This window comes from Halomonas sp. SpR1 (assembly GCF_031010175.1).
Lineage (GTDB): Bacteria > Pseudomonadota > Gammaproteobacteria > Pseudomonadales > Halomonadaceae > Vreelandella.
On sequence record NZ_JAUAMB010000009.1, the window covers coordinates 1 to 17,172 of the forward strand.

Annotated in this window: 13 protein-coding genes; 9 read left to right on the plus strand and 4 right to left on the minus strand. The window is 55.0% G+C overall.

All coding sequences use genetic code 11. The features are described from left to right. A partial coding sequence (locus tag QT231_RS08535; RefSeq protein WP_308336490.1) for an Ig-like domain-containing protein occupies positions 1–3,836 on the plus strand: 3,836 nt, incomplete at its 5' end. Between the two features lie 88 nt (positions 3,837–3,924). Then, complete coding sequence (locus QT231_RS08540; protein WP_308336491.1) at positions 3,925–4,245, plus strand: tryptophan synthase subunit beta like protein; 321 nt, start codon at positions 3,925–3,927, stop codon at positions 4,243–4,245. 37 nt (positions 4,246–4,282) lie between these two features. On the opposite strand, the gene QT231_RS08545 is transcribed toward QT231_RS08540, so the two are convergent. From QT231_RS08545 to QT231_RS08555, 3 genes are all read right to left on the minus strand, one after another. Next, a complete protein-coding gene (locus QT231_RS08545; RefSeq protein ID WP_308336492.1) occupies positions 4,283–6,184 on the minus strand; it encodes an EAL domain-containing protein in 1,902 nt (633 codons plus the stop codon). 14 nt (positions 6,185–6,198) lie between these two features. Further along, complete coding sequence (locus QT231_RS08550; RefSeq protein WP_308336493.1) at positions 6,199–6,903, minus strand: transglutaminase-like cysteine peptidase; 705 nt, start codon at positions 6,901–6,903, stop codon at positions 6,199–6,201. Positions 6,904–6,989: 86 nt separating this feature from the next. Then, complete coding sequence (locus QT231_RS08555) at positions 6,990–7,700, minus strand: arylesterase (RefSeq protein WP_308336494.1); 711 nt, start codon at positions 7,698–7,700, stop codon at positions 6,990–6,992. On the opposite strand from QT231_RS08555, the gene QT231_RS08560 reads away from it, so the two are divergent. The 4 genes from QT231_RS08560 (at position 7,699) to QT231_RS08575 (ending at position 13,591) form a co-directional block, all read left to right on the plus strand. Continuing rightward, entirely contained in the window at positions 7,699–8,562 is an 864-nt protein-coding gene (locus QT231_RS08560; protein ID WP_308336495.1) for an ABC transporter ATP-binding protein, read from the plus strand. The two genes, QT231_RS08555 and QT231_RS08560, sit on opposite strands and share 2 nt — an antisense overlap. Beyond that, positions 8,559–11,129 (plus strand): FtsX-like permease family protein, encoded by a 2,571-nt coding sequence (locus QT231_RS08565; protein WP_308336496.1) that lies wholly within the window; start codon positions 8,559–8,561, stop codon positions 11,127–11,129. The genes QT231_RS08560 and QT231_RS08565 overlap by 4 nt, the downstream gene beginning before the upstream one ends. A 495-nt stretch (positions 11,130–11,624) precedes the next feature. Continuing rightward, positions 11,625–12,530, plus strand: a complete 906-nt coding sequence (locus QT231_RS08570; protein WP_308336497.1) for an alpha/beta hydrolase — start codon at positions 11,625–11,627, stop codon at positions 12,528–12,530. 14 nt (positions 12,531–12,544) lie between these two features. After that, the gene (locus QT231_RS08575) at positions 12,545–13,591 is read left to right on the plus strand and encodes a patatin-like phospholipase family protein (RefSeq protein ID WP_308336498.1); all 1,047 of its coding nucleotides are present in this window, start codon (positions 12,545–12,547) and stop codon (positions 13,589–13,591) included. Between the two features lie 4 nt (positions 13,592–13,595). Here QT231_RS08575 and QT231_RS08580 read toward each other — a convergent pair whose 3' ends face one another. Beyond that, entirely contained in the window at positions 13,596–14,165 is a 570-nt protein-coding gene (locus tag QT231_RS08580; protein ID WP_308336499.1) for a Smr/MutS family protein, read from the minus strand. A gap of 157 nt (positions 14,166–14,322) precedes the next feature. Here QT231_RS08580 and prmB point away from each other — a divergent pair, with 157 nt between their 5' ends. From prmB to QT231_RS08595, 3 genes are all read left to right on the plus strand, one after another. Further along, positions 14,323–15,282, plus strand: a complete 960-nt coding sequence (gene prmB / locus QT231_RS08585; RefSeq protein WP_308336500.1) for a 50S ribosomal protein L3 N(5)-glutamine methyltransferase — start codon at positions 14,323–14,325, stop codon at positions 15,280–15,282. 13 nt (positions 15,283–15,295) lie between these two features. After that, positions 15,296–16,387 carry a chorismate synthase gene (gene aroC, locus QT231_RS08590; RefSeq protein ID WP_308336501.1) on the plus strand — a complete coding sequence of 364 codons (1,092 nt, stop codon included), beginning with the start codon at positions 15,296–15,298 and terminating at the stop codon, positions 16,385–16,387. Positions 16,388–16,477: 90 nt separating this feature from the next. Next, a complete protein-coding gene (locus tag QT231_RS08595; RefSeq protein WP_308336502.1) occupies positions 16,478–17,011 on the plus strand; it encodes a hypothetical protein in 534 nt (177 codons plus the stop codon). The last annotated feature ends 161 nt before the right edge of the window (positions 17,012–17,172 follow it).

A 17,172-nucleotide genomic window follows, 5' to 3' on the forward strand; every position in this document is an offset into this window, starting at 1 on the left:
TACTGGCCGAGAACGACCAAGTGAGCGCCGAAGTGTCCGGCGAAGACGCCGCAGGCAACGCCTACAGCGCCGACGCCGCCCGTGACTACGGCGTCGACACCGATGCCAGCGCCACGATCAGCATCGACACCATTGCTGGCGACGATGTAATCAACGGCGAAGAAGCCACCCAAACCATCAGCGTCACCGGCAGTGTGGGCGGCGACGCCAAAGCGGGCGACACCGTCACCCTAACCGTGGGTGACAACAGCTACGAAGGCACCGTGGGCGAAGACCTCACGTATGCCATCGACGTACCCGGATCGGTACTGGCCGAGAACGACAGCGTCACCGCTGAAGTGACCGGCAGCGATGCCGCGGGCAACGCCTACAGCGCCGATGCTGCGCGTGACTACGGCGTGGACACCGACGCCAGCGCCACGATCAGCATCGACACCATTGCTGGCGACGACGTAATCAACGGCGAAGAAGCCACCCAGACCATCAGCGTGACCGGCAGTGTGGGCGGCGACGCCAAAGCGGGTGACACCGTCACTCTGACCGTGGGTGACAACAGCTACGAAGGCACCGTGGGCGAAGACCTCACTTATGCCATCGACATCCCGGGCAGCGTACTGGCCGAGAACGACCAAGTGAGCGCCGAAGTGTCCGGCGAAGACGCCGCAGGCAACGCCTACAGCGCCGACGCCGCCCGTGACTACGGCGTCGACACCGATGCCAGCGCCACGATCAGCATCGATACCATTGCTGGCGACGACGTAATCAACGGCGAAGAAGCCACCCAAACCATCAGCGTCACCGGTAGTGTGGGCGGCGATGCCAAAGCGGGCGACACCGTCACTCTGACCGTGGGTGACAACAGCTACGAAGGCACCGTGGGCGAAGACCTCACGTATGCCATCGATATACCCGGATCGGTACTGGCCGAGAACGACAGCGTGAGCGCCGAAGTCACCGGTGAAGACGCCGCCGGCAACGCCTACAGCGCCGACGCCGCCCGTGACTACGGTGTTGATGCAGCCCCAGAAGCTGCGGGTGGACAAGTAACCGGTGAGGAAGACACCGCTTTAATATTGAAATGGAGTGACTTTAATATCACTGACGATTCACCTGCTGCTGAACAGGGAATTGTGATTAGTCAGTTGCCATCCTCGGGAACATTGGAGTTCAAAGATGCCAGTGGTCAGTGGCAGAGCGTGGCTGAGGATGCAAGTTTCTCCAGAGCTGAGATAGATGCTGGGCAACTGCGCTTTATGCCAACCACTAACGAGTCAGGCTTCGACAGCTATGGTGGTGAGGGGGTAGGGAATCAGGCCGCCGACTATGCTCAATTGCAGTTCCTGCCCACTGATGCTCAAAATGAAGGAACTGAAGCTACACTCACAATCGATATCAGACCTGTTGCCGATGCGCCCACTGTCTCTGTGTCGCTGGGTAACACACTTGAGTCTGTACGTGCGTCAGTTATTACTGTTGAGCATGGCAACGCTACTATCACCATTGAGGGCACTGAAATCAGTGCAGCAGGAATCAGTGGTCAGGTTATCAAGCCACCGTTTAGTGACGGTAATCTAAACCCAGGTAGCGCCAATAATACTAACGGTGCTGATGTTATTGCGCTTACCGGCGACTTCAATAAGCTGGTGAATGGCAACCAAGCGGTAAACTCGATCAATGGTGATGATAAAGACTATATCTACTTAAATAAGGCTTTAACGAGCTATGCCGTTAACCTAGGTGAGCAGCACCAAAACTCTGGGTATGACGGAACCATCACCGATTTAGCAACGGGTGTGACCATTAGTGTCAATAACATTCGTGGGATCATATTTGGCGATGGTTCCTCTATGTTGCCCAGTGATGCGACTACCACGATTACCCAGACAGGCTATGACATTATCGAGGTCGAACTCTCTGCTCTGTTAACTGATACTGACGGCAGTGAGGTACTTTCGGATGTTATTTTGACGGATATTCCTGCGGGAGTGGTGCTGACTGGAGAGGGCGTAGTTAGCCAGTCGGATGGTAGTTGGCTTGTGACTAATCCTACTGGGGATAGCATCGACCAGTTGATGTTGACAATGAAAGTGCCTGTGAGTGTCGGAGCGTTTGATATCACGGCTACGGTAACTTCCAGCGAGATATACGAAGATGCCGCTGGAGACCAGCAAGTCATAGACAGTGAAACAGGCACTGATACCACCGCAGTTGAGCAATATAATATCGGGGTAGGTTCGCCAGGCGGGGATACCATCACGGGTACCAGTGCAAATGACATCATTATTGGTGATGTCGCTGGTCTCCAGTTGGTGCCAGGTGAAAACTATAATCTGGCGTTCATGGTAGATACATCGGGCAGTATGTCGAATGCCGATATTGCTAATGCTAAGGCATCACTGACCGAAGTGTTCAATACACTTAAAGAGAGTGTAGGCGAGGATAATGCCGGCACAGTAAACATCTTCTTGGTAGAGTTCGATACCCAGGCAGGAAGAAATGTCAGTGTTGATCTGTCGGATCCACAAGCGCTGTCAAAGCTGCAGGCAGTGTTAGATGGATTCCAGAAAGGTGGTGGTACCAACTATGAAGATGTCTTTAAGACGACAGCCAACTGGTTCTATACAGATACTGTCCAAGAAAATGCTGGTACTAACCTGACCTACTTTATTACTGATGGTTTGCCGACTTATTATCAGCGGTATGAGCAAACAACAGTTCGAGTTGCTTCAGGGTTTTGGGTGTCAGATCAACACCTTAACATCAGCTCTATCGATTACCAGCCGGGACAGTCTGTTTCAAGAAATATTGGTGGTCAGGAACGGGAAGTTGTTGATCAGAACGGTAACGTTTATGAGTGGAGCCAGAATTTCTTCGGAGGGTGGTCGAAATCGAGTAATCCCATTGGTCAGGTTAATGCCGATGGGGAGGGTGCCTATGAGATTTCTGTACTTGGCGGTAATGGCAGTAGCACCACACAAACGGTAGTCCATAACTCATCGGAGGCGTTTGCGTTGCTAGAGGGTATGTCGTCGGTCAATGCAATCGGTTTGGGCAACGAACTGAATGAAAATAGCCTTCAGTCATATGACTCTGATGGCATAGTTCAGTCGAATATCGATCCGGAGCAGCTTGCAGATGCCATACTAGGGCAGGATGTCCAGCTGCAGGCTGGTGATGACACAATTTCCGGAGTTGAGGGCGATGATATCCTGTTTGGAGATCAGGTCACCTTCGCGGGGATTGAAGGTAACGGCTTGCCTGCTATTAAGGCTTATATAGCAGGCCAATTGGGTATCGCAGATCCTAACCAAGTTTCTGCTGAGCAAATCCATCAATACATCAGCGACAATCATGGAGAGTTTAATAACTCTACAGGTACGGGCGGTAACGATACTCTGATTGGAGGAGATAGCGATGATATCCTGTTTGCTCAAGGTGGGAATGACACGCTAAATGGTGGGGCTGGTGATGACATCATGTATGGGGGAGCAGGTGCTGATACCTTCGCCTGGGAATTTGGTGATCAGGGTACGACAGACCAGCCAGCTATGGATCAGGTAATGGACTTCACGCAGGGGCAGTATGGCACGGACGAAAACGCTGATAGACTCGATCTTTCTGATCTTCTGAAGGGGGAGGACAGCAGCGAGTACATATTTGCCGAGGAAGATGGCGCTGGCAATATCGTCTTGAATATTAGTTCTCAAGGCAGTCCGAACGGAGCTGATCAGAAGATAGCGCTTGAAGGCACATCCTTTAGTGACTTTGGCGTTAATAATGGAGAGGATTTGATCGCTAAACTGATCGCGGATGGTCAACTGAAAATCGACCAATAATCTATAATTGTTCTATTGATTAGCTTGATAGAGCCGCTCTGAAAGGAGCGGCTTTCTTAATTGCGAACAGCTTTCTTTGAGGGGAAATATGCTCTACATCAATCGAAATACATCCGGCGAGATCGTGATGCTCAGCAAAGAGCCAACGTCCGAGTGCAATGAAACGATCGCCCCTGATTCACCAGAGGTGCTAGCTTTTCTTGCCGAACAGCCCGAATCTTCAGCTAACTTTATTGCCTCTGACTTAGCGTTTGTCAGGGTGGTCGAGGATATTCTTGAGGTGTTACTGGACAAGGGCATTATCACCTTCACTGACCTGCCGGAAGCTGCGCAGGCCAAAGTGATGGAGCGTAAGTCGTTGCGGTCAAAAAGCGATGTGGGCTTGCTAAGCGACGACGACACTATTTAGGTTATATATCTAAGTCGCCGTCGTCTGGGCCTATGTGTTAGACGCGTATGCCAGGCCCGGTAGCACCATCAACCCCCACACGGAACAGGCAGGCGATCTCCTCGTCGTCTGCAACACCTTCTCCTATTACCTGAATGCCCAGTGAATGGCAGAGCGTGGCCATGCCGCGCACAATGGTCTGCTGCTCGTTTGAAGCATGTAGTTGGTGGATAAGGCTGCTATCCATTTTTAAGTAAGCAAGCCCCACATCGTGTAAATCCGCCAGTTTGGTGAATTCTGCGCCCACGTGTTCGATGCCAAAGGTGCATCCCAGTGGTCGTAAGGCTGTACACAGCCCTCGTAAGCTACCAATCGCGTGGGTGCTAAGTGTAGCGGGCACTTCAAAGCAGAGCTGTTTGGCCAGCAGTGGGTGTGCTACCAGCAGTGTCCGCAGATCGTTAACAAACTGGGTATTAGTGATCGACGCTGCGGAGAGATTGATCCCGACTGGCTTAAGATCATCTTCCAGGTTAGTGAGCGCTTTTTTCACCACGGCTAAGTCGAGCGCGGGCTCCATCTCAAAGCGGGTTATCCAGGGAATAAAGACACCGGCGGTTTGCCATTCGCCGCCGAGCAGTAAGCGGGCAGGGCACTCGTAATGGATGATGTCTCCGTGGGCATCGACTACCGGGAAATAGGCTAACTCTGGGCCAACTAGGATTGCTGCTTCCAGTGCGTTCCGCCACTCGGCATGGCTGCTATAGAGTGAGATACGCTTGCGTTGACGCACGACTACTTGTTCAAAGGACGTCAGGCTTTCGGCTTGTGCCAAGGCATCATCCAGGGTGGCTAGCAGGGTGCCGCGCTCATCATGCGGCGCATAAGGCACAATTGCCGTCGGTAGATAAACGTCGACATCGGGCTGCGTGGCGGCTACCTCGGACAATGCCGCCATCACCTGGATTCTGAGCTCCTCAACATCATCCATAAGCGGCAGCATAAAGATAAAATCACTGCCGTTAAGGCGGCCTATCATCGGTTCTGCCGACGCATTGTCCAATTGTCCCAACTGGGCAACCAGTGTACTTAATAGTTGGTCGGTGGCGGCGTAGCCGAGCTGTTCGTTGAGCGTCTCTAAGGCCTGAACGCGAACCATGACCAGCATACCGGTTGATCGAGCGTCCTCTCTGCTCAGTTGAGATGCGAGCTTGCCCATAAATACGTCGCGATTTAGCGCACCGGTGACTCGGTCATGCTGTAAATGGCGGCGTAACTCGTCCAACTTATGACTTTCGTGACTGAGCATTTGATGCACGTTGGCAGACAGCACGTTCATTGCCTGCGTCACTTGGCGCAATTCCAGGGTGCGGGGCTCTTTTATGGTGGTAAAGCGTCGCGCGCTGATATCTTGCGCCTGGGTAACGACGCGGGAAAGCGGGTGCTTAATACCCCGGACAATCACGGTGGCAATCGCTAAGCTGATCACCCCAGCAAGTAAAAACCAAGCGGCGAGTTCCAGCATGCTGCGCCATAGAGAGGTATAGGCAAAACTGTGCTGACTCTCAAGCTCCAACGTGCCGAACTGGCGCCAGCCGTCTTGAACCGTTGCTATACCGCTGGGCACATCAAACTCAATAAGCTGACGAAACCAGGCGGGCACATCGCCGCTGTACTGCTCGGATGAGCGTTCGATAAGCACGCTTCCGTCCGTATCACGCAGCGTAATTTGGCGATAGTAACCTGTGTCAAATTGGGCTGCGATTAACAGCTCGAGGGTGACAAGGTCTTTATCGAGCTGGCTCATGGAAAGCGCCAACGCTGTGGCATTATCTTCATTCTTAATGCGCACTTCCTGTTCGATATAGTCGCGGCTAGTGGTAATACTAATGGCGAGGCTACCAATGAACGACAGCAGCAGCAGGGCGATAATGGCAATCCAAAGTTGTTTGATAAGTGACATCGTGCCAATTCCTCTTAAATGAAACCCTGGGTTTGCATACGTTCGATGACGCTGCGCCAGCGTGATAGACGAGCCAATGGATCAGCGCGGGATTCCGATGCACCACCCGCCCAAAGGCCATCACTATTAAAACTAAACAGGGGGTCGAGATCAGTACGCTGAGAGGCAGGGGTGATAGTCGGTACAATGTTGTCTAGTACCAGCGGTTCTGCATCGGGAGTCGAGTAATAGCCCAACACCATGTGGGCTTGGGTAATTTGACTACGCCCAATGCGTGCACGAACATAAATCATGCGTAGGTACTCACTAGTAACCCCCAGTTGCTTAAGGGTAATGTATTTAGCGATTGAGTAGTCCTCGCAATCTCCCTGGCCCTTACCCATCGCTTCCAAAGGCGTGGCCCAGAAGTCCTCCTCCCCCCACACTTGAATATCATCCACCCAGCGGATGCGACGATTAAAAAAGTCATTAACCCCGCGCAGTTTGGCTTGAATATCTTGATTTTGCAGCTGTTGCAGTAGGGCAAACCACTCTTCTAATACGGCTAAACCGGCCTGTCCATACTGTTGTTGCATGCTTTGGCGTAAGCGTTGTGGGTCAAACGCTGCTGCAGGCGTTGGATGAATGCCAAGGCCTGCGCCTAACCAAAGCGCGCCGACAGTTGCTAAAAACTGTCGACGCGAGAATGCAGGAGGGCTGTGATCAGAAGGTGCAGGCATGAGTCGCCATTAATAACCGCCAAATTGAGGTTAAGATTACAAGCTGGCGGGTTGAAGTGCTACACCTCTCAGTCAAAAGGGTGGGCTTATTGAACGGCTGTCTGATGCGTTGTTTCTAACTGCCGCTTAACCAGGGGCTCAATCAGCGGCTCCAGCGCGGGCCACACATTATCCAAAATAATCGGCTGCGCATCGGCGGTAGGGTGAATACCGTCGCTCTGCATCAACGCATCGTTGAGGGCGACATCCTCAAGTAGAAACGGCACTAGGGGCACATCGTACTCCTCCGCCAGAGAGTAAAAGACGCCGGTAAAAGCATCCCGATACGCTTGGCCATAATTGGGCGGGATATCGATTCCCAGCAGTAGTACCTGGGAGCCGGCATCCTGGCTCTGCTCAATCATGCTGGCTAAGTTTGCCTGCATTTGATTGGGTGATAAGCCGCGTAGACCATCGTTGCCGCCCAGTTCGATGAGAACAATATCCGGCTGCCGCTGTCCGATGATCTCAGAGAACCTTTGTAGACCCCCGGATGTGGTTTCACCGCTAATGCTGGCGTTAATAACGTGCGCATCGCCTGCTAAACGTTCTGCTAGCAGGTTCACCCAGCCCTCTTCACGCTCTATGCCGTAAGCGGCGCTTAAACTATCGCCCATCACCAATAGGGTGGGGCCAGCGTCTGCATTAACAGGCTCTGCGTTGATAGACGGTGAGGCAAAGGTGACTATCAGCATCACCAGCCATCCGGTTACCATGCGGTTCAGTCCATGCCATGCCATAGGGATGCCACGCTTCATGTCTTACTCCTCAAGTTCAAGCTCCTCAGATCAAACTGCGAAATCATCTATCGATAAAACAGTATCAAGCGAGTCACCCCAGGGCGAGCGCCAGCCAACTACCGACAACCAAGCGGTTAACGATGTTCCCCACGGCGCTGTTAGGCCGCCCGTACTGCACGCGGATAAGCTGTCTAAAAAAGTCACCAGCGGTGAACGCTCGCTCACCATCTTACACGACCTATCGCTGAGCGTAGCGGCGGGGGAGAGCGTAGCCATTCTGGGTAAAAGCGGCGCAGGCAAATCAACGCTGCTGGGCCTGTTGGCCGGTCTTGATACGCCAAGTGACGGTGAGCTAACGCTATTTGGCCATGCGCTAAGTCGTTTGGATGAGGATGGGCGTGCAGCACTGCGTGCAGGACGAGTAGGCTTTGTGTTCCAGAACTTTCAACTACTGCCCACCTTGAGCGCGCTTGAAAACGTCATGCTGCCCCTTGAGCTGTCGCCCCGTGCTGGGGAGACGCATACCGCTGCTCAGTGGTTGGAACGTGTGGGGCTTGGCGAGCGGGTGAATCACTTACCCAAACAGCTTTCCGGCGGCGAGCAGCAGCGTGTTGCCGTAGCCCGTGCTTTCGTTACCGACCCTGAATTGGTATTCGCCGATGAGCCCACCGGCAACCTGGATCCTGACACCGGCGCGCAGGTCATTGATCTGCTCTTCCAACTTAATAGAGAGGCGGGTACCACGCTTATCCTTGTTACCCACGACCACGCCCTGGCGCGGCGCTGTGATCGCTGCCTGCGTTTAGATCATGGCAAGTTAGAAGCCGTACTTGAAAACATCGAGCCAACCGCGGTGTCGATTGACGAGGGTGAGCGATGAGTGATGTGAATTGGCGCTTGGCGATGCGCAGCCTCAAGCGAGACCTGCGCGCCGCCGATGTGCGTGCGCTATTTATTGCCCTGGTATTGGCTGTCGCGGCCTCTACCATGATTGCATTTTTTCTTGATCGCTTGGAACGCGGCCTGGAGCGTCAGGCAGGGCAGATGCTGGGCGGCGATTTAGTGCTTGAACAGCGCGACCCTTTTTCAGAGGAGTTGAGAGAGCGCTTGGAGAGCGCTGGCTTTGTGCTTAGCGACCAAGTGGACTTGGTATCGATGATTAGCCGTGATGGTCGCTTCCAGCCGGCCAGTTTAAAAGCCGTGGATGAGGTCTACCCACACTATGGTGTCTCCTACGTAGATTTTGGCGACGGCACTGAGCAAATCGCCTCTGGTCCGCCGCCTGGGGAAGCATGGGCCGACCCACGCTTGATGGAGCTTGTCGAAATCGGGCTGGGTGACCCCGTTCAGGTAGGACAAACCGAACTGACTGTCACGGGGATCATCGAGCGCGAAGCTGACCAGTCGGGCGGTTTCGGGAATTTCAACCCGCGCTTAATGATGAATACCGCGGATATTGAGGCAACCGGCCTGGTTCAAGAAGGCTCGCGAATAGAGTTTGAAATTCTGGCCGCAGGCCCGCCGGAGGCGCTCGATCAAGTGCAAGGCCTGCTTGCCGAGCTACGCCGAGACGGGGTAGAGGTGCGGGATGTGCGCGTTGACCGCCCCCAGCTAGGCAATGCATTACAGCGAGCAGAGAGCTACCTGGGGTTAGCCGGGTTAGCGGCAGTATTGCTCGCGGGTGTGGCCGTAGCAATGTCTACCCGCCGCTATGTGGAGCGCCATTTGGATACCGCTGCGCTGCTACGCTGCTTTGGTGCCAGTCAGCGTCAGTTAGTGACGATTTTTACCCTTCAGTTACTCGGTTTAGCACTGGTCGCGGCAGTGATAGGGGCGCTGCTTGGGCTTCTTGGCCAAGCGGCACTAATCTGGCTGCTGGTGAGTTTCCTACCCATGACACTCCCACCCCCGGGGCTGATGCCCCTGGGATTGGGAGTCTTCACCGCGCTTGCCGTGCTGGTTGGGTTTGCTGGACCAACGCTACTGCGTATTAAGCAAGTCAGCGCGCTTAAAGTATTGCGGCGTGAGCTTGACCCACTGCCACCTTCGGCTTGGCTGGTCGTCGGCGTAGCGAGTGTTGTATTTGGCGGGTTGCTGTGGCTCTACTCGGGTAGCCTGCCGCTGGCGATTGGTCTATTGGTTGGCGGTGCGCTGCTGCTGGGCGTGCTGTGGATGATTAGCGCCTTGTTGCTTAGCGGCTTGCTGCGGGTTGTGCAGCGGTTCTCCGGGCGCAGCGAGTGGTCACAGGCGCTCCGCTTAGGTGGCCGTCAATTGGCTCGGCGGCGACAAGCGGGCCTGGGCCAGTTGCTGGCTTTCTCAGTGACCTTCTTTGCCATGGCGATGATTGTCTTGGTGCGTGGCGACCTGCTAAGCACTTGGCAGGATCAACTGCCTGAAAATACCCCCAACTACTTTGCCATCAATATCCAGCCTTCCGAACGTGTCTCCTTTGAAGCGGCGGTTTCGCCGCGCGTGGAAACTCAGAGCACCCTCTACCCGATGGTGCGTGGCCGGGTGATTGCGATCAATGGCCAGCCGCCTAGAGACGCCGTGCCGCCGGATGCGCGGGGTGACAACTCGTTGCGTAGGGAACTCAACCTTACTTGGCAATCAGACGTGCCAGAAGGCAATGAAGTGGTGGCTGGCGAGTGGTTCTCATCCGCGCAAACTGAGGGGGATGCGAGTCAAGGCTGGATGAGTGCCGTCGATGCAACTCCCCAGTCGGCCCCAGTGCCTATCTCGATGGAGGAGGGACTGGCTGAAAGGCTTGGGTTAGGTATTGGCGACGAGATGACCTTCTCGGTGGGTAGCGATGAGATTACTACCCAAATCACCAGCCTACGCAGTCTGAATTGGGATAGCTTCCAACCTAATTTCTTCGTCATCTTCCCTCCAGGCGTGCTGGAACAGTTTGGCCATAGCTACATTACCGCTTTTCACTTGCCAGAGGCGGAGCAGGGGCTTATTCGTGAGCTGATCACTGATTTCCCCGGCGTCTCGTTACTTAACGTGGACGCGATTTTAGGGCAGGTGCGGGATGTGCTCGCCCAGGTCACCCGAGCAGTGGAACTGGTGCTTGCCCTGGTGCTACTGGCAGGCATTAGCGTGTTGTATGCTGCGCTGACCGCAAGCCGCCCGGTACGCGCCCATGAAAGTGGCCTGCTGCGCGTATTTGGCGCAGGCAGCCGGATGATTTCACGGGTACAGGGGGCTGAATACGCGCTGCTGGGTTTTGCCAGTGGTTTGATGGGCGCGGTGCTTGCAGAGCTAACCTCGGCCGTGTTGTATATTTACCTGCTGGATCTCACCCCGCGTTTGCATCTGGGGCTATGGGTTTTCCTCCCCGTTGGCGGGGCGCTGCTGATCGGCATCATTGGCCATGCGCTTTCGCGAGGGTTGCGTCGTCAGGCACCGGCAGCCAGCCTAGGTTTGCTAGGCGAGGCATAGGAGCCTGTCCGGCTTAACACTGATCTACTGCTAATCCCGGTATTTTGGCCAACTTTATTCGATCGATTTTGTTAAATAGCGTGCTATTCGCCTCAATCGATCGATAAATTTGGCTCAAAATCCGCGCTTCTCGCGACGATCGGCCAAGCCGAACAGGCTCCTAGGAGCTGTTGGCGTTTCACTTAATGAGCAATCGCTTATTTGGCGAGCCAAAAGCCGACCACAGTGGCGCTGATGACAGCAACAAAAAAGACCATATTACGGGCGCGGGTATCGCGACGGGGTTTCATAACGGCACCAATACTGTGTTGAGGGCTGTGTTGAGCACTATGTTAAGTACCATGTTAAGCACTATGTTAAGTACCATGTTAAGTACTATGTTGAGGTGAAATATGCCTAGCATGGTAACGTTTGTCGCCTACCCCGTCATCTTGCTTGCCTGATGATGCTACCGTTTGTTTTGGCTCGCTAGCTGTTTATTCAGGACTGTGGATTATGCCTCAATTAAGCTCTACGGCTGCGCGCGCTTATGCGCCGCAGCCGCTTTCACTTGCTCAGGGTCGCTTAGCGGCGTTGAGCTGGGGCCGTGCTGATGCCCCCGTTTGGCTGGCCTTGCACGGCTGGCTGGATAATGCGGCCAGCTTTACCCGGCTAGCCCCGTTGCTGGTAGAGGCGTTGGATATTCGTATTGTGGCGCTGGATTTCCGCGGTCATGGACATTCGGCACATGCGCCACCTGGCGGTGACTATGCCTTATGGGATTACTGCCACGACGTACTGGACGCCATGGAGTCCTTGGGGCTGGAGCAAACCAGCTTGCTGGCCCACTCCATGGGCGCTGCAGTGGCCTGCTTGCTCGCCGCCTCGTTGCCCGAGCGTGTCGAGCGGCTAACGCTGATTGATGGACTTGGAGCGCTCAATACGCCTATTGAAGATACGGCGAGTCAGCTGCGCAAGGGATTAACCGCCTACCGCCGGCCGCTTTCACGCGCACCGCGCTACCCTGATATCGAGAGTGCCGTTGCTGCGCGTGTTGCTGGCGGGGTCACGCCGGTGGATAGCATAACAGCAACCCCGCTAGTGGAGCGGAATACCCAACCTACCGCCGATGGACATGTGCAAATGCGCACAGACAGCCGACTGCTGAAGCCGTCTCTGGTGCGTTTTACACCCGAACAGGTCATTTCACTACTGGCGGATATTAACGTTCCGCTGCTATTGATAGAAGGTGAGCAGGGGATTTTGGGCGAGCGCAAATGGGCCCAAGAGGCGCGACAAGCGGTAAAAGGGTTAACGCGCCAGGTGCTCAAGGGGGGCCACCACTTACACTTGGAGCCCCGGGCAGTGGCGCAAGTCGCCTCGGTTATCGGCGGTCACTGGGGTAACACCGGTGCTGTCTAGTGAAGGAGCGTAGCATGCATGAATTGGCTCATTTGAACAGTGGCGGCAATAGTAGCGGCAATAAGGTCGCTCTGGTGCTGGGCAGCGGTGGTGCCCGGGGCTATGCGCATATCGGTGTGATTGAAGCACTAGAAGCGCGAGGATTTGAAATTGTGGCCGTATCCGGGTGTTCAATGGGCGCAGTGATTGGCGGGATTTATGCCGCGGGTAAGCTACCTGAATACCGCGACTGGGTGTGTCAACTCGACTACCTGGATGTGCTCAAACTGGTGGATGTAACCTGGAGCCCTATGGGGGCGATGCGGGCCAGCAAAGTCATGAGCAAACTGGAAGCGCTGGTCGGCGATATTCTCATCGAAGACCTGCCGATCCCCGTTACCACTGTAGCGACAGACTTGGTGCGTCAACGGGAAGTGTGGTTTCAAAGTGGCCCGTTGCTGCAGGCGATTCGTGCCTCCATGGCCGTGCCTGGCGTTATAACACCTGTTCATCTAGGTGAGCAGGTGCTGGTGGACGGCGGGCTGCTCAATCCACTGCCGATTATGCCCATGGTCGCCGCCCACCAAGCGGACTTTGTGGTAGCGGTTAATGTCACTGCCCATAGCCCGTTGCCGGTGACCTTAGAAGAGTTACTGCCTCAAGAGGAGGGAGGCGTCGATAGCCGTACTCCGAACGAGATCGACCGGGATCAGCGCATGGGCAGTTGGATAGGTGATGTTCGCGCCGTTACCCAAAAGCTGTGGGCAGGGTTGGGGGCCAATGGCGAAGGCGCCAACGGGGAGGTGGATGGTGAAGAGCTAGAAGAAATAACTGAAGCGCGCGGCAAGCGCGAGTGGAACAAGCTCGATATGATTTTAGAGTCGTTTGATATTACCCAGGCGGCATTGGCCAAGTACAAGGTGGCAGGGTACCCGCCCGATGTGCTGATCGAAATACCCAAAACGGTGTGTAGCACTTACGAATTTTATCGGGGTCGCGATTTGATTCGGCTTGGCCGTCATTTGGCAGATGAAGCGCTGGAGCGACGCATGCCCAGCATTGCCTCCGACGCAACCGAGTAGAGGGCTATTGGCCCCGCTTGCGCAGTAATATATAGACCGCCCCGGTGCCGCCATCAATATCGATGGCCGAGCAGAATGCCAGCACTCCTGGCCACTCCCGCAGCCAAGTGTTGGTATGGCTTTTGAGCACAGGAAAATCCGAAGTGGCGCCCCACGCTTTACCGTGCACTACCAGTACGCAGCGCAGGCCTTGCCCCGCCGAATCGCGTAAAAAGCTCTCTAACTCCGCACGAGCCTCCTCCAGCGTATAGCCATGCAGATCGAGTCCCGCTTGCCACGCCGTTTGGCCGCGTTTTAACTGGCTAAAAGTGCGCCACGGTAAGTCAGGCACGCTGAACTCAAGGTACTCGGAGGGGCGTACAGCTTCCACTCGGCCATCCGAGGTGCGTCCACTGGATTGGGGCGCACTACTCTCTATTGCCGCGTTACGTCGTGCCTCATGGATTTTATCGTCGCGCTTTGGCTTGCCAGGGTCTGCCCGATTAGTGGCGATAGGGCGTACCCCCGCCGCCTTCAAGGCGTCGCGAAAGGCACTGATATCGTCATCATTAGGCAGGTGGCGGCGTCGCGTCATGGGCAGGCTCAAGTGGTAGAAAAAGTGAATCAGTTAAAGGAGCACAGTATAGCGGGCTGAGCGTTGCTGTGAACCGGACGAAGTGAAAGGTACAATCTTTTAATTCGCTATACGCTTAACGCATTATTGCCATAAGTACCGTTAACCAGGAGCCGCTGTGACCACGCATCTAAACGTTGAGCATTCACACTCAACCCTTTCCCTGTCGGAATCGCTGCTGGTGAGCCAGCTCTTTACCCTACGCGACTACCTGCGTTGGGTCTCAAGCGAGTTTTATCTGGCGGGGCTGCACTATGGCCATGGCACTGACTCTGCCTGGGATGAAGCGGTGGCGCTCTGCTTAGGCGCGCTGCACTTACCATGGAATATTGACCCCAGTGTGCTAGAAGCGCGGCTGCTACCCGTAGAGCGCCAGCGGATTATTGCCCTGGCGCGGGAGCGTATCACCACCCGTCGCCCGCTGCCTTATTTGCTCGGCGAGAGCTTCTTTGTCGGCCACCCGTTTAGCGTTGATGAGCGCGTGCTGATTCCTCGCTCGCCGATTGCCGAGCTGATTGAGGATGGCTTTGCCGCCTGGTTCCCTGAAGAGCCGCCCGCCACCGTGCTGGATCTATGCACCGGCTCCGGCTGCATCGGCATTGCTACGGCGCTCTATTTACCCACCTGCGAAGTAGCGCTTGCTGATATCAGTCAGGATGCTCTGGCTGTGGCACGGCAAAATATTACCCGTCACGACGTGGGCGACCGGGTGCGAGCAGTGGAGTCGGATGTATTCAGCGGTTTGGAGGGGCGGCGTTTTGATCTCATCGTCTCCAATCCGCCCTATGTGGATGCCCGCGACCTTGCCTCCATGCCAGCTGAGTTTCGCCATGAGCCCTCGCTAGCGCTGGGCGCAGGTAGCGATGGCCTGGATATTGTGCGGCGCATACTGCGCGAAGCGCGGGAGCACTTAACCGATGAGGGCTGGCTGATTGTAGAAGTCGGCAACTCTGATCGCCATGTGGAAGCGGCGTTTCCCAACGTGCCTTTTCTATGGCTTGAATTCGAGCGTGGCGGCCAGGGTGTATTTGCCTTGAGCGCCGCTGAACTCGACGCCCATGCGGCGTCTTTCCAGTGAGGAACTAACCGCCATGTCTGGCAATACCTTTGGCAAACTATTTACCGTCACTACCTTTGGTGAGAGCCACGGCCCTGCGCTCGGCGCCATCGTTGATGGCTGCCCGCCGGGACTACCGTTAAGCGAAGCTGATTTACAGCGCGACCTGGATCGCCGCAGGCCGGGTAGTTCACGGCATACTACCCAACGCAAAGAGCCTGATCAGGTGCGCATTCTGTCCGGGGTGTTTGAAGGCAAGACCACCGGCACCTCTATTGGCCTGTTAATCGAAAATACCGACCAGCGCTCCAACGACTACTCAAAAATCAAAGAGCAGTTTCGGCCCGCCCATGCGGATTACACCTACCACCATAAATATGGCCACCGGGACTATCGCGGCGGCGGGCGCTCCAGCGCCCGCGAAACCGCTATGCGAGTGGCCGCCGGCGCGATCGCCAAGAAATATCTGGCCGCCCAAGGGGTGCAGATTCGCGGCTATATGAGCCAGCTAGGCCCGATCAAGATTGAATTCAAACAGTGGGAGGCGGTGGGCCAAAATGCCTTTTTCTGCCCTGACCCGGAGCGGGTGGCCGAACTGGAGGCCTATATGGATCAACTGCGCCGTGACCAGGACTCGGTAGGTGCTGAGATTACCGTGATTGCTGAAGGCGTACCGGTTGGGCTGGGTGAGCCGGTATTTGACCGCTTGGATGCTGATCTGGCGCATGGTTTGATGAGTATTAATGCGGTAAAAGGTATTGAGATAGGCGCAGGGTTTGGCAGTGTTGCCCAGCGCGGCAGCGAGCACCGCGACGAGATGACGCCCGAAGGCTTTCTCTCCAATCATGCGGGAGGCGTGTTAGGCGGTATCTCCAGCGGCCAGCCCATTGTCGCTCGCTTGGCGCTAAAACCGACGTCCAGTATCACTACGCCGGGGCGCTCCATTGATATCCACGGTCAGGCCGTCGAAGTGATTACCAAAGGGCGTCACGATCCCTGTGTGGGTATTCGCGCAACGCCCATTGCTGAGGCGATGATGGCGATTACGCTGTTGGATCACTGGCTGCGCCAACGCGGACAAAATGGTGAAGTGAGCGTTGATACACCGCGTTTAACTCAGCGCTAACGCAATACGGTGAGGTTTGCAGTTCGCTGCTACACTCAAATAAAACAAATGCATGAGAATCAGTCATGAAAAACCGTGCAGGAGCCGCCTATGAAGATTAACGTTGAGTTTGATCTTACCCCAGATGAGTTTCGCCAATCGCTGGGGCTGCCGGATGTCGAAGCTTTCCAGAGAAACCTGCTGGAAAATATTCAACGACAGATGGAGTCTGGAGTAGAAGGCTACGACCCCATGAGTCTCATGCGGCCTTTTCTTCAGCAGCCGATGATGCAACAAGGTCTCTCTCAGGGGCTCTCTGAAGGATTGTCTCAAGGCCTAGCCAACTTTGGCACTTATCAGCAAATGATGCTGGATATGTTGCGCCAAGCGGGCAGTGCAAGCACTAACTCCAGTGCGTCTTCGGCAAAGGGCAGTGAGGCAGAGCAGTACGGTAACACCAGCGCAAAAAGCAGTGCGGCGAGTGCCAAGGCGAAGAGTACTAACAATAGTACTAACAACAATACTGACAATAGTGCCAATAAAAGTGCTAGCGGCAGTAGTGGTGGTAAGGCCAAGTCAACAGCGTCGTCGCGCTCCCGTTCTGGCTCAAGCACACGCGGTACATCCAAGCGGAGTGATTCATAAATCAGTAACGATAGTTGAGCGAAAATAGATTATTAACGGCGACAAGAAGAGAGGCAATGCTGAGCCGTTTTACATCGCTGGTTAGCGCAGTGCCACTAAAGCCGTGTCACTGATAACAACATGGCTAAAACCAGTGGTGTTGTTGCAATGCAGCATATCAG